This window comes from Flavobacterium marginilacus (assembly GCF_026870155.1).
Classification (GTDB): Bacteria; Bacteroidota; Bacteroidia; order Flavobacteriales; family Flavobacteriaceae; genus Flavobacterium; species Flavobacterium marginilacus.
In genome coordinates, this window is sequence record NZ_CP113975.1 from 4,591,940 (window position 1) to 4,607,105 (window position 15,166).

Annotated in this window: 15 protein-coding genes; 5 read left to right on the plus strand and 10 right to left on the minus strand. The window is 33.2% G+C overall.

All coding sequences use genetic code 11. The features are described 5' to 3' along the window. Positions 1-105: 105 nt before the first annotated feature. Both OZP07_RS19125 and OZP07_RS19130 read left to right on the plus strand, forming a co-directional pair. Positions 106-834 (plus strand): sensor histidine kinase, encoded by a 729-nt coding sequence (locus OZP07_RS19125; RefSeq protein WP_281636360.1) that lies wholly within the window; start codon positions 106-108, stop codon positions 832-834. 41 nt (positions 835-875) lie between these two features. Then, entirely contained in the window at positions 876-1,589 is a 714-nt protein-coding gene (locus tag OZP07_RS19130) for a LytR/AlgR family response regulator transcription factor (RefSeq protein ID WP_281636361.1), read from the plus strand. A gap of 11 nt (positions 1,590-1,600) precedes the next feature. Here OZP07_RS19130 and OZP07_RS19135 read toward each other — a convergent pair whose 3' ends face one another. Beyond that, the gene (locus tag OZP07_RS19135; protein ID WP_281636362.1) at positions 1,601-2,113 is read right to left on the minus strand and encodes a gamma carbonic anhydrase family protein; all 513 of its coding nucleotides are present in this window, start codon (positions 2,111-2,113) and stop codon (positions 1,601-1,603) included. Positions 2,114-2,126: 13 nt separating this feature from the next. Then, positions 2,127-3,122: a PorP/SprF family type IX secretion system membrane protein gene (locus OZP07_RS19140; RefSeq protein WP_281636363.1), complete on the minus strand. Its 996-nt coding sequence runs from the start codon at positions 3,120-3,122 to the stop codon at positions 2,127-2,129. 122 nt (positions 3,123-3,244) lie between these two features. Here OZP07_RS19140 and OZP07_RS19145 point away from each other — a divergent pair, with 122 nt between their 5' ends. After that, entirely contained in the window at positions 3,245-4,138 is an 894-nt protein-coding gene (locus tag OZP07_RS19145) for a NifU family protein (protein WP_281636364.1), read from the plus strand. A gap of 160 nt (positions 4,139-4,298) precedes the next feature. Here OZP07_RS19145 and OZP07_RS19150 read toward each other — a convergent pair whose 3' ends face one another. Further along, the gene (locus OZP07_RS19150) at positions 4,299-5,279 is read right to left on the minus strand and encodes an IS30 family transposase (protein ID WP_281635297.1); all 981 of its coding nucleotides are present in this window, start codon (positions 5,277-5,279) and stop codon (positions 4,299-4,301) included. Positions 5,280-5,629: 350 nt separating this feature from the next. Here OZP07_RS19150 and OZP07_RS19155 point away from each other — a divergent pair, with 350 nt between their 5' ends. After that, complete coding sequence (locus OZP07_RS19155; RefSeq protein ID WP_281636365.1) at positions 5,630-6,217, plus strand: hypothetical protein; 588 nt, start codon at positions 5,630-5,632, stop codon at positions 6,215-6,217. A 78-nt stretch (positions 6,218-6,295) separates the two neighbouring features. Then, a complete protein-coding gene (locus OZP07_RS19160; RefSeq protein ID WP_194641878.1) occupies positions 6,296-7,123 on the plus strand; it encodes a mechanosensitive ion channel family protein in 828 nt (275 codons plus the stop codon). A 6-nt stretch (positions 7,124-7,129) separates the two neighbouring features. Here OZP07_RS19160 and tsaB read toward each other — a convergent pair whose 3' ends face one another. From tsaB to OZP07_RS19195, 7 genes are all read right to left on the minus strand, one after another. Beyond that, complete coding sequence (tsaB, locus tag OZP07_RS19165; RefSeq protein ID WP_194641879.1) at positions 7,130-7,801, minus strand: tRNA (adenosine(37)-N6)-threonylcarbamoyltransferase complex dimerization subunit type 1 TsaB; 672 nt, start codon at positions 7,799-7,801, stop codon at positions 7,130-7,132. 150 nt (positions 7,802-7,951) lie between these two features. Next, positions 7,952-9,247 carry an efflux RND transporter periplasmic adaptor subunit gene (locus OZP07_RS19170; protein ID WP_281636366.1) on the minus strand — a complete coding sequence of 432 codons (1,296 nt, stop codon included), beginning with the start codon at positions 9,245-9,247 and terminating at the stop codon, positions 7,952-7,954. 6 nt (positions 9,248-9,253) lie between these two features. Next, on the minus strand, positions 9,254-10,630 hold the full coding sequence (locus OZP07_RS19175) for a TolC family protein (RefSeq protein WP_194641881.1): 1,377 nt from the start codon (positions 10,628-10,630) through the stop codon (positions 9,254-9,256). Positions 10,631-10,708: 78 nt separating this feature from the next. After that, positions 10,709-11,827 carry an efflux RND transporter periplasmic adaptor subunit gene (locus OZP07_RS19180; RefSeq protein WP_194641882.1) on the minus strand — a complete coding sequence of 373 codons (1,119 nt, stop codon included), beginning with the start codon at positions 11,825-11,827 and terminating at the stop codon, positions 10,709-10,711. Positions 11,828-11,868: 41 nt separating this feature from the next. Then, a complete protein-coding gene (locus tag OZP07_RS19185; protein ID WP_194641883.1) occupies positions 11,869-13,134 on the minus strand; it encodes an ABC transporter permease in 1,266 nt (421 codons plus the stop codon). Positions 13,135-13,136: 2 nt separating this feature from the next. Then, entirely contained in the window at positions 13,137-14,381 is a 1,245-nt protein-coding gene (locus OZP07_RS19190; protein ID WP_194641884.1) for an ABC transporter permease, read from the minus strand. Next, positions 14,374-15,075, minus strand: a complete 702-nt coding sequence (locus OZP07_RS19195) for an ABC transporter ATP-binding protein (protein ID WP_194641885.1) — start codon at positions 15,073-15,075, stop codon at positions 14,374-14,376. The genes OZP07_RS19190 and OZP07_RS19195 overlap by 8 nt, the downstream gene beginning before the upstream one ends. Positions 15,076-15,166 lie beyond the last annotated feature (91 nt).

The following is a 15,166-nucleotide window of genomic DNA, read 5'->3' on the forward strand; positions in this document are numbered from 1 at the left end:
CACCAATTTTTCACACCAGATTTTCGAGAATTTAGAGAATTTCGATCTCCGAATAGCATAAATCTCAAAAAATTTCCTTATCCATATGATAATATTAATCATAGGATGCACAGACGGGAGCAGCCTTTTTTCTTCAAAATTGTACCTTCAGTCTTTTATATTTTAATTATAGCAATAAGTACAATAATCAAAACATTATCTGAGTTTTACAATGACCAGCAAAACACATTGATTGCTGAAAGCCAAAGAACTGCAACTGAATTAAACTATTTGAGAACCCAGACAAATCCTCATTTTTTATTTAATTCATTAAACAGCATTTACTCATTAGCGCATAAAAAATCGGATCTGGTTCCCGATGCTATCGTAACTTTATCCGAAATGATGCGGTATATGCTGTATGAAACAGATAATAAATATGTTTTGCTCGAAAAGGAAATCGATTATATTAAAAACTATATTGAGTTACAAAAATTAAGGCTTAATAATATTGAAAACATTAGTATAAACATTCATGGCAACACTAAAGATAAGTTTATAGAACCCATGCTATTGATTTCATTTATAGAAAATGCATTCAAATACGGAACCGACTATAAAGGAGCTGCTTATGTGAAAATTGTAATTACTATTGAAGAAAATGTATTTTCTTTTTGGATAGAAAATAAAATTGAGAACAATAAAAAAGATCCTGAAAATTCAGGAATTGGTTTGGCAAATATCAAAAACAGGCTTAATCTGCTTTATCCAAACACACATCAGCTGGATTTAAAAACTAAAGATTCAAAATATACCGTCCATTTGACTTTACAATTAGACCAGATTCAGTCATAAACAAATACATTTGTACCAACATTATAAAAACAGGAGGAAATATGAAATGTGTTATTATAGACGACGAGCCATTAGCAGTAGATTTATTGGTTGAATTTGTTGGAAGAGTAGATTCACTCGAACTGGTAACCACTTTTACTAATGCGATAGATGCGATATCAATAATTAATCAATCAGATGTAGATTTAATTTTTTTAGATATAGAAATGCCACATTTTTCTGGAATTGATTTTATCAATGCTATCGAAAAAAAACCATTGATCATATTTACAACCGCTTATTCTAATTATGCAGTCGAAGGTTTTAATCTTGGTGCTGTAGATTATCTGGTAAAACCAATTCCTTTCAACCGATTCTTAAAAGCAGTATTGCGTGCACAGCAGATTTTTGCTCCAAAAAGCCTTTCGGCACCAAACCAAATAACAAATGCACCAGAAATTGAACATGATTTTATGTTTGTCAGAGCTGAATATGAGAATGTAAAAATTAATTTTTCTGAAATTTTATTTATCGAAGGACTGAAAGATTATGTAAAAATTTACACCAGCGACAATAAATATACATTAACGCTGATCAGTTTAATAAAATTGGAAAATTTATTGTCTTCTAAAGGCTTTGCAAGGATTCACCGTTCGTATATTATCAATATTAAACATGTAAAATCAATTCAAAAAAACAAAGTACTGATAACAGATAAAAGAATTCCTATCAGCGAAAGTTATAAAGCTTCTTTCTTTGAAAAAATAAATATTTAACTCGAATTGCTTTACTCTTTAAACCAGCTCGAATACATCACATAATTATTGGATATACGTTCTATTTCTCCAGCAAAATTGGACTGGTCAATATCCTTTACTTTTTTAGCCGGCACACCAGCATAAATAGAACCTGGCTCTATAACGGTATTTTGGGTAACTACGGCCCCGGCTGCCACAATTGAATTACTGCCTACAACACAATTATCCATAATTATTGCTCCCATTCCAACTAGTACATTATCATGTATTGTACATCCATGAACAATCGCATTATGTCCGACAGAAACATTATTACCGATAATAGTAGGATGCTTTTGATAAGTACAGTGAACAATTGCCCCATCTTGTATATTAACTTTATTACCAATTGTAATAAAATTAACATCCCCACGGATTACGGCATTAAACCACACACTGCATTCTGCGCCAAAAGTGACCTCACCTACTATAGTAGCATTTTCAGCCACATAACAATCTTCTGGTATGTTCGGTGTTTTACCGTTAACAGATTTTATTACCATTTTAAAACTATAATTAATTAATTGCCGGACAGTTACAATCGTACTTTTGAGGCCTGCATGAAAAGTTAAACCCTAAAGTAAGCTGATGAAATCCAGAATTACCATATTGTATTTCGCCTAATAAATGGGTGTATGTGTAAGCAAACATAAAGGTTTTGTAATTAAAACCTAAAACAGGAGTTAAATATTGTAATTTCTGACTGTTAGTACCTCCGCCATTAGTAAATTCAGCGCCATCAAAACTTTTTCTATAAGACAAGCCTCCCCACAATTGTCCCATTTCTAAATTCTTATACGCTTTAATATTCATATCCAATGCACTTTCCTTTGTTTTGTCTACATACTGATACAACAAAGAAGGCTCCCACAAAACCTTATCAGGATTCCCAAAAATATAACCGCCGCTAATGACGAATTTTCTCAAATTGTCGCTTTCATATTCGGTATAAAGTTTTTGGCGTGTTTCTAAAACATTCTTAATAACTGCATTCAAACTAAAATCAAGTAAATTATAAGATGCTCCAATATCTAAATTAAAATAGGAAGCATGCTGCTGTATGTTTCCAAGGGCTGGATCATAATCACCAGAATTCTGAAATTCAGTTTCATCCAGCTGGCTTTGATTAACTCCAACATTAACCCCAAAAGATAACTGATTCAAATCTACTTCATCTCTCGAAAACAGTATATGATGCGCATAAGTCGCCTTGAAACCGAGTTGAGAATGATATCCGTTTACGTCATTAAAAAGTATAGCACCAACTCCTGACCGCTCTCCTACTCTGCCATTATAACTTAACGTCTGGAGTGCAGGAGCATTTTCCTGATCGAACCACTGCTTTCTTGCAGTAAGTCTTAGTTTACTGCAATTTGCTGCACCGGCCATTGATGGAAAAATCAAATAATAATTATCTGACAAATAATCTGAATATATTGGTATTCCTTCCTGTGAAAAACTACTTAAACTAATAAAAAAGAGAACAATTACTAACTTGATTTTGTGGTACATTTAGAAGGAATTTTATAAAATTAATTCGTCAATAAAAACTTTTGTTAATTTATTCATTAAAAAATCAAATATAGTTAATCGTGGAAAATAACTTTAGTAAATTTGCAAAAAATCGACGAATCATGACTAAAATAACGATAAAAGAAACACAAAATCCGACTATTATAAAATTTGAGTTTCCAGACTTCATCACTCAAAATGAAAATTACGAATTCAAGAACATAGACGAAGCCAAATCATCTCCTCTTGCACAGCAGCTTTTTTATCTGCCGTTTGTAAAAACTGTATACATATCAGGAAATTTTATTGCTGTCGAAAGATTCAGCATAGTAGAATGGGACGATGTAAAAGAAGCAGTTGCTGAACAGATAGAAGCCTATGTAAATAAAGGCGGAGTTATTGTTAACGCTGATGAAAACAAACCAAAAAAACAAGCAATTACTGTTTATGGCGAGTCTACTCCAAATCCTGCAGCGCTAAAATTTGTAGTCAATAAAATGATTACAAAAAATGCAGTTGAATTTAAAAACATAGATCAAAGTGCGCCTTCACCGCTTGCAACAGAACTATTCAAATTTCCATATGTAAAGGAAATATTTATTGACGAAAATTATATTTCGGTTACAAAATATGATATTAATGAATGGCAGGATATCACACTGGAGTTAAGAACTTTCATCAAACAATTTATTGAAAACGGCGGAACTGTTCTTGACGAAAATTTAATTCAAAACATTGTTAAAGACGAAAAAGCCAAAGATGAATCATTTGATTCCCTTGACGAAACTTCTCAAAAAATCATCAATATCTTAGAAGAATACGTAAAACCGGCAGTTGCTGCCGATGGCGGAAATATCCTTTTTGACTCTTATGATGGTGATTCAAAAACAGTAAAAGTAATTATGCAGGGAGCCTGCAATGGCTGTCCATCTTCTACTTTTACGTTAAAAAGCGGTATTGAAAATATGCTGAAGAGCATGCTGAATGATGAAGGAATCAAAGTCGAAGCTGTCTAAATGTCAAAAAACATTCAAAAGCGTTTCAGAAATGAGACGCTTTTTTTATGCCACAAAAAATATCTGCCTGAACACTGCCGCTAATACGATTTAATTTTCAATCAGATTCGAACAAGTTTATTTTAAAAAAAATATGACTATCCTTAACTAATAGGTGGATTCAACATATAAATGCAACAGTATTCAATTTATTGATTTTTTCGGCGAAAATTTCATTAGGTGTTTTATAGCCAAATCTTTTTCTGGGTCTGTTGTTTAATGTATTAACTACTGTTTTTATTTGTTGTTCTTCGATGTTTTCAAAGTTAGATTTTTTAGGAAAATATTGTCTTATTAATCCGTTTAAATTTTCATTGGCTCCTCGTTCCCAGCTATGGTAGGGTTTGGCAAAATAATAATCGATATCTAAATCTTCTGCAATGGCCCGATGATTGGCAAATTCCTTTCCATTATCCGAAGTAATGGTCTTGATTATTGGTTTCCAATCTTTCAATAATTCAATTGTTTTCTGCTGTATTGCACTAGCTTCTTTGCTTTCTACTTTTCCCATAAAAAGTATTCCAGAGGCTCTGTCATTGATAGTTAGTAACGCTCCTTTGTGATTCTTACCAATGACCAAATCAATCTCTAAATCGCCCAATCTACTTTTCTTTTCTACAATCTTTGGACGCTCGCTAATATCGACCCTACCAATAATAAGTCCTCTTTTATCCTTTAAATGTCCTCTTTTTTTATACTTTTTACCCTTGGTCCTAAGATGTTTATATAAGAGTCCTCCTTTGCGTTTATTTTCCCAAATATATTGATAGATTCTTTCTTTAGAAACCATTGCTCTTTTGTCAATTTTTGCTCTGCCAACAATTTGTTCAGGACTGTAATCTTGCTTTAAATAAAACAAAATATTTGCTTCAACTTCTGAGGTTAAAGTGCATTTTTTGATCTTAACCTTATGCCTGTTTAAAGCTTTTTTATCCGCCAAAACAGCTTTATAAACACCACTTCTTTGATCAGAATTACGTTTTATTTCTCGAGAAATAACTGATTTGTTTTTATCTACCAATTCAGCAATTTCGGAAATACTGATACCGGCATTTCTATATACTTCTATTTTGTATCTTTGTTCTAACGTTAAATGTGCCATCTATTTTGAGTGTTGCAACCCAAAGATATGATGATTTTTTCGCCAACTCTAGTGTTATTCTTTTGACCTAGGTCAAAAGAATAACACTAGAGTTTTTTTTCACGTTGCATTTATTACTTGAATCTAAGATACCAAACAAATCAAATTAGCCACAGATTAAAAAGATTTACACAGATTAAAAAAAAGTACTGAAATCTGTGAAAATCTGTGTAATCAGTGGCGAAAAAAATACATGGTATTATTTGCAGACAGCCATATAAAAAAATTGATTTGCAGCGTTTTACTTTAAAATATATTCAAAGAATCATAAAAAAAAGGTACTTTTGACTCATTAACTTTAAATAAAAACCATGGGACTATCATCATTCTTTAAAAATTTATTTGGCTCAGCCAAAGAAACAGCAAACGAAATAATTGATCATGCAGAAGCAGCTATTGAGGAAACCAAAGTAAATGCGCAGCCTTATGTAGAAAAAGCAGAAGCCATTGTAGAAGAAACAGTAGAGAAAATTAAGGAAACAGTTGCTCCGCATGCAGAAAAAGCAGAAGCTTTTGCAGAAGAAGCTGTAACTAAAATCAAAGAAACCGCCGCACCTCATTTAGAAAAAGCTGAAGCCTTCGTAGAAGATGCAGTAAACAAATTCAAAGAAACTACTGCTCCTCATGCAGAAAAAGCAGAAGCCTTTATAGAAGATGCTGTAAACAAAATTAAAGAAACTGCAGCGCCGCATGCAGAAAAAGCGGAAACTTTTATAGAAGATGCTCTCGCCAAAGCAAAAGAGGCAGCGGCTCCATATATCGAAAAAGCAGAATCAATTATAAACGATGCTAAAACAAAAGAAACTGAAACCTTAGATAATCACAACGAAGAAACAATTTCTTCTGACCCAAACACTGTTGAAACTCCATTAAAAAAGGAAGAAGAAGATCACGAATAGCTTTTATAAAAAATATAAAATCGTATTTTTGCAGTTCAATATACAACTCTCTTCATAGAGAATTTCATGAATTAAAATATGACCTTAGATCCAAATTACATTTCCACTTACGCCGATTTTTTCATAAAAAAAATAGCAGAATATTCCCCTGAGGTTATTTCTGCTCTTATTATTTTATTTATTGGACTCTATGCAATTCGAATAATCAATAGACTTGTTAGAAAATTAATGATTAAACGAAATTTGGATCCAACATTATCCAAATTTCTGGCCGACATTTTACTTTGGGTTTTAAGAGGACTGTTATTTGTAACCGTCATCGATAAACTGGGCATCGGAACTACTTCATTCGTTACCATTCTGGCAACTATGGGGTTTGCAATTGGTATGTCGCTGCAGGGCTCATTGTCTAATTTTGCCGGTGGAATCTTGATTATTCTCTTCAAACCTTTCAAAGTGGGAGACACTATCGAAGCTCAGGGAGTTATGGCAACTGTACTTGAAATACAAATTTTTGTTACCAAATTGGTAACCGGAAACAACCAGACCATTTTTGTTCCAAACGGCTCTTTGTCAAACGGAATCATTACTAATTATTCGATGCAGGGAACAAGAAGGGCCGATTTGACCATTTCAATATCTTATGGAACCGACTTAAAAAAAGCAAAGGACATTATAACTAAAGCTTTGGCTGACAATCCAAAAGTATTGCCTTCACCTGCCGCAGAAGTATCAGTTAAAAACTTAACAGATAGTTCTATTCAACTGGCTGTAAGACCTTGGGCTAAAAACGAAGATTTCAGTAGTGTTGTTGCAACGACTTTAGAAGACTGTAAATTGGCCTTTGATAATGCAGGTATTACTTTCCAGCCTTATGTTTCAGAACTATCGAACAACAACAAATAATGAATCCTAACTTTTTTTAGGACTGGCAATTAAAAAGTCTTTCAAATAATAAGGTTCAAAATAAGCGACATCTACAGTGTCGCTTATTTTGTATTTATCAAAACTCAAAGCGCTCATTTCACTAGCCGATGGATACTTAATTTCATCTAAAAAAACGAAATTGTCTTTTGTTAAAACGGCTTTGCACTTCTCGTTACAATCTCCAACAAAATATACTTTCTCGGTAAAATCTTCAAAAGAATTTTCAGTAATAATTTCTGCCAAAACTTCTCTTTTTTTATTCAAATCTGCTGAAAAAACAGCACTATAAACTTCCATTCTGCGGGCATCAATCATTGGGACAATTAATCCTTCTGAGATTTTAACTTTAGAAGCCAATGCCTGCAGAGTATCTACCGCTATCAATGGAATATTCAACGCATAGCACAAACCTTTAGCTGCGGAAACTCCTATTCTCAAACCTGTATAAGAGCCAGGCCCCTGACTCACGGCAATTGCAGCCAAATCCTTAAATTGAATACCAGCTTCACTGATAATTTCTTCAATAAAAACATGTAACCGTTCTGCATGAGAATATCCTTCTTCGGCAATTTCTTTGCACAATATGGTTTCTCCGTTTTTTGCCAAGGCAACAGAACAATTTTTGGTAGCGGTTTCAATATTGAGGATATAAGACACTTTGATTGCTGATTTTAAATTATTGAATTTAGATTGCAAATTGCTTCCTGCAAATTTACTTCGATTTTTGAAATATTTATAAAAAAAGAAACACCTCCTGAATACTTCAAGAAGTGTTTTATTCTTTTTGGAAAAAACCCGTAATTAAAACTATTTTTTCTTACCCTCTTCAGATTGAACAAATACTTTATCACCAGAGTTTAATTCTTTAGAAACTGTAGTATAAGGTCCAGTAATTACCACATCTCCCTTTTTAAGCCCTGACAACACTTCAATATTAGTATCATCCTGGATTCCTGTTTTTATGATTTTGATTTTGGCTTTATCACCCACTTTTACAAAAACACATTCCAGTTTTTTATCACTTTTAGGAGCTGGCTTTTTTTCATCAGATTCAGGACCGTCTGCCTGTCCTGTTTTAACTGCTGTTGTATCAGATTTTACCACAACAGAACTTATCGGAACTTTAACTACATTTGTTTTTGTAGTCGTGATAATATCAACTGTCGCAGTCATTCCTGGACGAAATGGAGAATAAGAAGCAGGTTTTCCTACCACTAAATCTTTATACGAATCTTTCAGAATTCTAACTTTTACTTTAAAATTAGTCACCTGATCTGCTGTTAAAGCCGTACTGGCAGAATTAGAAATGCTTGTAACAACTCCTTTAAATTGTTTTTTCAAATAAGCATCCACTTCTACATTAGCCAAATCGCCCACTTTTATTTTCACAATATCATTTTCATTAACATCAACCACAACTTCCATATTATTTAAGTTAGCAACTCTCAAAAGTTCGGTACCGGCCATCTGCTGTGTTCCCAAAACTCTTTCGCCAAGCTCTACATTTAATACAGATATTGTTCCGTCTGCAGGCGCGTAAATCACTGTTCTTCCTAAATTATCTTTAGCTTCATTTACAGTTGCCGAAGCACTTTGAACATTATAATATGCAGATTGTTTATTAGCTTTTGCAACTTCAAACGAAGAAACCGCCTTGTCCCAGTCTGATTTAGAAATGATTCCTTTCTCAAAAAGTGTTTTATTTCTTTCGTAATTTGCCTTAGCTTCATTAAATGATGCATCAGACTGGCTCAAACCTGCTTTCGAACCTGACAGATTTGCAACACTCCTGTTCAATCCAGACGTATATAAATCGGGATTTATTTTAACTAATAAATCACCTTTTTTGACAACCTGTCCTTCTTTTATAGGCAGATCAATAATTTCGCCAGAAACCATAGAGGCAATTTTAACCTCAATTTCAGGCTGGATCTTACCCGTTGCAGACACCGTTTCTACTACTGTACCGGTTTCTGCATTGGCAATTTCTACTTCCTTCCCTTTATCTTTATTTCCAATAACTCCTGCTTTTGAAAGCCCTATTAATAATCCAATAATTACTACTGCTGCTCCTAATATGATATAAATTGTTTTTTTTGACATAATAAACTATTTTTTGGTAATTGGGACAATTGGAATTCCGAAATAGAATTCAAGTATTTTTATTCTGAACATGTATTCGTATTTTGTTCTTATAACATCTGTTTGAGCATTTGTCAACAATGTTTGTGCCTGCGTAAAATCAAAAGAATTCATTAATCCTACATCATACTTTTCTCTAGCATAGTTATATGACTGTTGTCTCGCCTCCAAAGCAACTGTAGCTGACTCATACGTATTAAGAGCTCCTTTTGCATCTGTAAATGCTGTATAAACATTACGCTGCAAATCTAAACTTTTCTGTTCTAAATCTATTTTAGATTTTTCTAAACTTACTTTATTGCGTTCTACATTATTTCTAACAGAGAAACCATTAAAAATTGGCACACTTAATTGAAACCCAAAGTTGTGACCTTTATTATTACTAAACTGGTTAAATATTGGATCCGGGCCAACAGTATATGGTTTGTTATTTGCATCAAATTTAATTTGATCACTATAACTAGCCCTTGTATTAAAACCATAAAAAGAACTCAAAGTTGGCTGATATGCTCCTTTAGCAATAGCAACATTTTTTTCAGCTATTTCAAGATTAGTTTGTGCTAATTTTAATTCAGTTCTTGTTTCTTTTGCTTTATTATAAATATCAATTGGTTTTTGAGACATAATATTATTTTCATCCTTAACATTTGTATCATCCACAACATCAAAATCTGCAAATTCTTTTAATTGTAAAAGCTGTGCTAAACTTAATTTTGAAATTAGCAAATTATTCTCAGAAACCGTAATATTTTGTTTATCAGTCGCTATAGTAGCTTTTAAATCAAACAAATCACCTCTAGGGATTGTTCCGGCATTTACCATTTCTTCAGAACGTTTTAAACGTTTTTCATCAATAGCTAATTGTTCTTTTTTAACTTTTAAATCTTCTTTAAAAGATAAAATCTGAAGAAAGGCATTCGCTACATTAAGCGAAACATCTTCCTGTATTTTTAATAATTGATATTTAGATGCAATAACTGATAATTTTGCTCTTCGATACGTATTTAGATTTTGTAAACCTTTATAAATATCAATTCCTGCACTTATCCCAACTGATGAATACTGAGTAGTCTGATTACGTAAAACTCCGGTTGTAACATCTTGATTCAGACCAATATTCCAAGAATGAGAAGCATTTCCATTTACTGATGGAAGATAATTACCAAACGCATCTTTTCTATTAATATCAGCATTTTCAAGATCTAATTCCGAATTTTTTATCGTAATGTTATTATCTAATGCATATCTCACACACTCTTCTAAAGTCCATACTTTAGTTTGTGCCTGAGAGGAGAATCCAATCAGGAATACCAAAGCAATTTTTATACAATTTATTTTTTTCATTTTTAATTGGAATAAAAGCGTAATAAGAAAACCACGCATATTTAACTTATTTTTTATATCAAAAGCTATTTTAGAGTTTTACTTTTTTACTTCTTCTGTTTTTAGCAATCCCTGATTCCAAACTTTGATTTTATCCGAAGCTTTAATACCGCTTTTTACTTCAACATAGATTCCGTCACTTACACCAAGTGTTACGTCTTTTCTTTCGAACTTTTGTCCGCTTACCTGAACTTCAACATACGGCTTTAAAGTTTTTTTATCAAATTGAACTAATGATTCTTTTACTGCCTGTACTTTATCTGCTTTTTCAAGGATAATTGATGCATTCGCACTTAATCCAGCTCTAATAAAAGTATCATCTTTATTGGTTAAAGTTGCTTTAATTTCAAATTGAATAGCTCCGTTTTCGGTTTTCCCTTTTGGTGCAATGTAGGTCAAAACAGCAGTAAACTTTTTATTTTCAATTGCTCCAACTGTAATTTCGATAGGCATATTTAATTTTATCTTTCCAACTTCAGATTCATCTACTTTACCAACAAATATCATTCTTCCAATATCGGCAACGCTCGCTATAGTAGTTCCTTCATTAAAATTATTACTTTCAATAACCTGGTTTCCAACTTTAACAGGAACGTCTAGCACCATTCCGTTTACAGTAGATCGTATCAATGTATTGGCATAATTTCCTAATCCCGAACTTGTTCCGGTTTTTACGATATCAAATCCTTGGATTGATGCACTATAGTTTTGCTTTGCCTGATTATAAGCCAATTGTGCAGCATCAAAATCATTAGCAGAAATAACTCCTTTATCAAATAATGTTTTTTGTCTGTGATACAGTTTCTCCTGGTTATCTAATTCAATTCGAGCCGTTTTCACCTGATTTTGAGAATTACTCAAATTAGAAACATTGGCAACCACTCTAATTTTGGCAATCATATCACCTGCTTTAACAGACTCTCCTGCTTTAATAAATACTGCATCAATAATTCCAGAAATATTTGGCTTGATCAATACCTCTTCATCAGGAACAATATTTCCAGTTGCAAGCGTGCTTTTTACAATAGTTTTTACTTCTACTTTATCTGTTTCAAAAACGATAGGAGATTCCTGATTTTTGGCATATAAATAATACAGTGCCCCGAAAAAAACTATTGCAATTAGAATCAATATGGTTATGGTTACTCCTTTTTTCATTTTATAAATTTTTTATTCGATTATTATTTTTTGATTGACTTTTATTCTGTTCGTAATGCTTCTACTGGCTTGACATTTATGGCAGTTTGGGCAGGAATAAGACCTGCTAACAATCCAGAACCCACTAATATTAACAAGGCTATAAAAACAACCACTAAATCTACACTAGGATTAACAAACATCATCCCTTCTGATGGCATTGAGGATAAAATCATGTTCAAAACAGCAATTAAACCAGTAGCTGTTGCAATTCCAAACATACCTGCAATTATTGTTAAAAAGATTGCTTCTAATAATATCTGGGATCGAATAGCACCGGGAGTTGCTCCTAATGCCCTTCTAATTCCTATTTCCTTGGTGCGTTCCTTCACCACAATCAGCATGATATTTGAAATTCCAATAATACCTGATAATAGTACTAAAGTGCCAACAAAATAGGCAATGAATTTAAGTACCATAAACAAATCCTGCACTTTTTGAAACTCGGCAAATAGATCAAAATTACCTACAGCTCTTTCATCGTCAGGGTGAATAGAATGTCTCTCTCTCATAAACGCCAGAATTCCAGGTCTAAGTTCGGTAATCGAGGCATCATCATTTGCAGTAAGCGCCATCCAGCCTACTTTATCTCCAAAATTAAAAGCCTGCTGAAATGTAGTAAAAGGAATGAAAATATTTTTCTGGGCCGATTCAGCATTTCCATTATTCTGCCCTTTCGACTTATATACTCCAACTACCATAAAGTTGACTCCATTTATTTTAATATAAGTCCCCATTACTTCTTCGGCATTTTTATACAATTCATTAATTACACCCTGCCCTATTATAGTCACTTTACGTTTCAAAAGAATATCCTGCTGATTTACAAAACGTCCTTTTACAATATCCATCTGCTCTTGCTTTACTAGTTCAGGATAATCTCCATAAATAGTATAAGCTCCCGTTTTAGTCCCTCTAACGACATTACTTACTCCATTAAAATCACCTAACTGATTACGGGGAGAAACATACAATAAATCAGGAAATTTTTGTTTTAAAGCATCAACATCACTATTTTTAAAATCATATCTTCTGGTTTTAGGTAATCCCTTATATGGTTTTGATGTAGTCTGTGTCCACATAAACATGGTATTAGTAGCAATACCATCAAATCCTTTTTTGACACCGTTCTCTAAACCATTGGATGCAGCCAATAATATCACCAAAATGAATATTCCCCAAAACACACCAAAAGCTGTAAGCAGCGTTCGGAATGTATTAGCAGTTAAAGCTTCTAAAATTTCGTTCCAATTTTCTCTGTCAAACATAATTATTCGTCTCTAAGTGCTACAATAGGTCTAATTTTTGCTGCTCTGTAAGCTGGAACAAATCCTGCTAAAGCCCCTGCAACGACCAAAACAATTAAGGTTGATGTCGCAACAGTAAAATCGACCTGCGGATTCTGAAAATACTCGCTTTGCGCATGGGGACCAACCAATTCTAAAAGAGCCAATCCTGTTAATAATCCAATGAATCCAGAAATAGTAGTAATAAAAATAGACTCATGCAAAATCATTAGAATAATTGAAACTGGCGAAGCACCAAGTGCTTTTCGAATACCAATTTCCTTAGTTCGTTCTTTTACAATAATCATCATTATATTACTTACGCCAACAACACCTGCAATGATCGTACATATTCCAACCCACCAAAAAAACAATCGGATATAAAGATTTAAATCATAAAACTTTTTGGCTTCTTTAACAGAATTAAAAATTCCAACAGCACTTTCATCATCAGGAGCAGCACCATTTTTACTTCTCAATAATTTTCCATAATCATTTTTAAATTGTTCGGACTCGGCTACAGCTTCCTCATAAGTGTCTTTCTTTTTCATAGTATAAGCCATATAACTTATTTTATCTCCTAATCCAAAAACCTGCTGTGCTGTAGTTAAAGGTACAAATACTCTACTTTCTTCTCTTTCCCCTCCAGGATCAGTAAATACTCCAACAACTTTAAAATTGATATTCGCCACAGTGATTTGTTCTCCTATAGGATTTTTTTCTTTAAACAGATCTAATTTGACTTTTTGTCCAATCACAGCTGCTTTTACATTGTTTTTCAAATCATTTGCATTAATGTACCTGCCTTTTATAACTGATACATTTTCTATTTCCATACCGTCTGTGTTAACACCTCTGTATTGATAATTTCCTGATTCCTTTCCATAACTTACGGTAATTCCCCAGCCAGTAGCAGTAGCTCCATTTTTATCCAATTGGTCACCGTATTTTTGAACTGCAAGATCGAAATCGCTATTTCTAAATTGGATTTCTCTTCCAGGATTTAATCCCTTGTAGGCTTTGGTTGTTGTTCCGGACCAAACCTCAATTACACCAGCCGCATCTCTTTCAAATTGCTTTTCAATTCCATTTTGCAATCCTTTACCAACTCCCAGCAAAATCACCAAAATAAAGATACCCGAAGCAACCGAAACTCCAGTGAGGAAAGTTCTCAGTTTATTCTTGGCGATAGCCTCAAATATTTCCTGCCAGCGCTCTATATTAAACATAAGAAGAAGCTCTAACTTGTTCTACCATTTTATCATCAATGATTAATCCATCTTTGAGGACTACATTTCTTTTGCACATTGCAGCAATATCAGGCTCGTGGGTCACTATCAAAATAGTTTTTCCTTCGTCATTAATTCCCTGTATCAATTCCATCACTTCATAAGAAGTCAATGTATCCAATGCCCCTGTTGGCTCATCTGCCAATAATACTTTTGGATTTGAAGCCAAAGCTCTGGCAATTGCAACACGCTGTTTTTGTCCTCCGGAAAGTTCACTTGGCAAATGGTGTGAATGCGAAGCCAAACCTACTTTTTCTAAATATTTCATTGCAATCTCATTGCGTTCTTTCCTTTTTATCCCCTGATAATACAACGGCAGAGCTACATTATCCAATGCACTTTTATAACTTATCAAGTTGAAAGATTGAAAAACAAAACCAAGGAATTGGTTTCTGTATTTTGAAGCAACAGTTTCGTTTAATTTTTTAATAGGCACATTATCCAAAGTATAAAGTCCGGAATCGGCTTCATCAAGAATTCCTAAAATATTCAGCAGCGTAGATTTACCGGAACCTGACGAACCCATAATAGCAACCAATTCACCTTCTTTGATATTGAAATTAATTCCTTTTAGAACATGCAGTTCAGTATGTCCCATTTTGTATGATTTATGTAAGTCTTTAATTTCAATCATGATTGCCTATCTTTTAAAACATAATAACTAAGTCCAAAAAATCAATAAGAAAAAAAATACTGCTTATCAATTCAATACATAAGACTTATTT

Coding starts and splice junctions, on each gene's coding strand:
- OZP07_RS19195 (WP_194641885.1), bottom strand. CDS start 15,075: ATGATTGAAATTAAAGACTTACATAAATCATACAAAATGGGACATACT.
- OZP07_RS19150 (WP_281635297.1), bottom strand. CDS start 5,279: ATGGCACATTTAACGTTAGAACAAAGATACAAAATAGAAGTATATAGA.
- OZP07_RS19125 (WP_281636360.1), top strand. CDS start 106: ATGCACAGACGGGAGCAGCCTTTTTTCTTCAAAATTGTACCTTCAGTC.
- OZP07_RS19175 (WP_194641881.1), bottom strand. CDS start 10,630: ATGAAAAAAATAAATTGTATAAAAATTGCTTTGGTATTCCTGATTGGA.
- OZP07_RS19140 (WP_281636363.1), bottom strand. CDS start 3,122: ATGTACCACAAAATCAAGTTAGTAATTGTTCTCTTTTTTATTAGTTTA.
- OZP07_RS19190 (WP_194641884.1), bottom strand. CDS start 14,381: ATGTTTAATATAGAGCGCTGGCAGGAAATATTTGAGGCTATCGCCAAG.
- OZP07_RS19155 (WP_281636365.1), top strand. CDS start 5,630: ATGGGACTATCATCATTCTTTAAAAATTTATTTGGCTCAGCCAAAGAA.
- OZP07_RS19135 (WP_281636362.1), bottom strand. CDS start 2,113: ATGGTAATAAAATCTGTTAACGGTAAAACACCGAACATACCAGAAGAT.
- OZP07_RS19170 (WP_281636366.1), bottom strand. CDS start 9,247: ATGTCAAAAAAAACAATTTATATCATATTAGGAGCAGCAGTAGTAATT.
- OZP07_RS19185 (WP_194641883.1), bottom strand. CDS start 13,134: ATGTTTGACAGAGAAAATTGGAACGAAATTTTAGAAGCTTTAACTGCT.
- OZP07_RS19145 (WP_281636364.1), top strand. CDS start 3,245: ATGACTAAAATAACGATAAAAGAAACACAAAATCCGACTATTATAAAA.
- OZP07_RS19130 (WP_281636361.1), top strand. CDS start 876: ATGAAATGTGTTATTATAGACGACGAGCCATTAGCAGTAGATTTATTG.
- OZP07_RS19160 (WP_194641878.1), top strand. CDS start 6,296: ATGACCTTAGATCCAAATTACATTTCCACTTACGCCGATTTTTTCATA.
- OZP07_RS19180 (WP_194641882.1), bottom strand. CDS start 11,827: ATGAAAAAAGGAGTAACCATAACCATATTGATTCTAATTGCAATAGTT.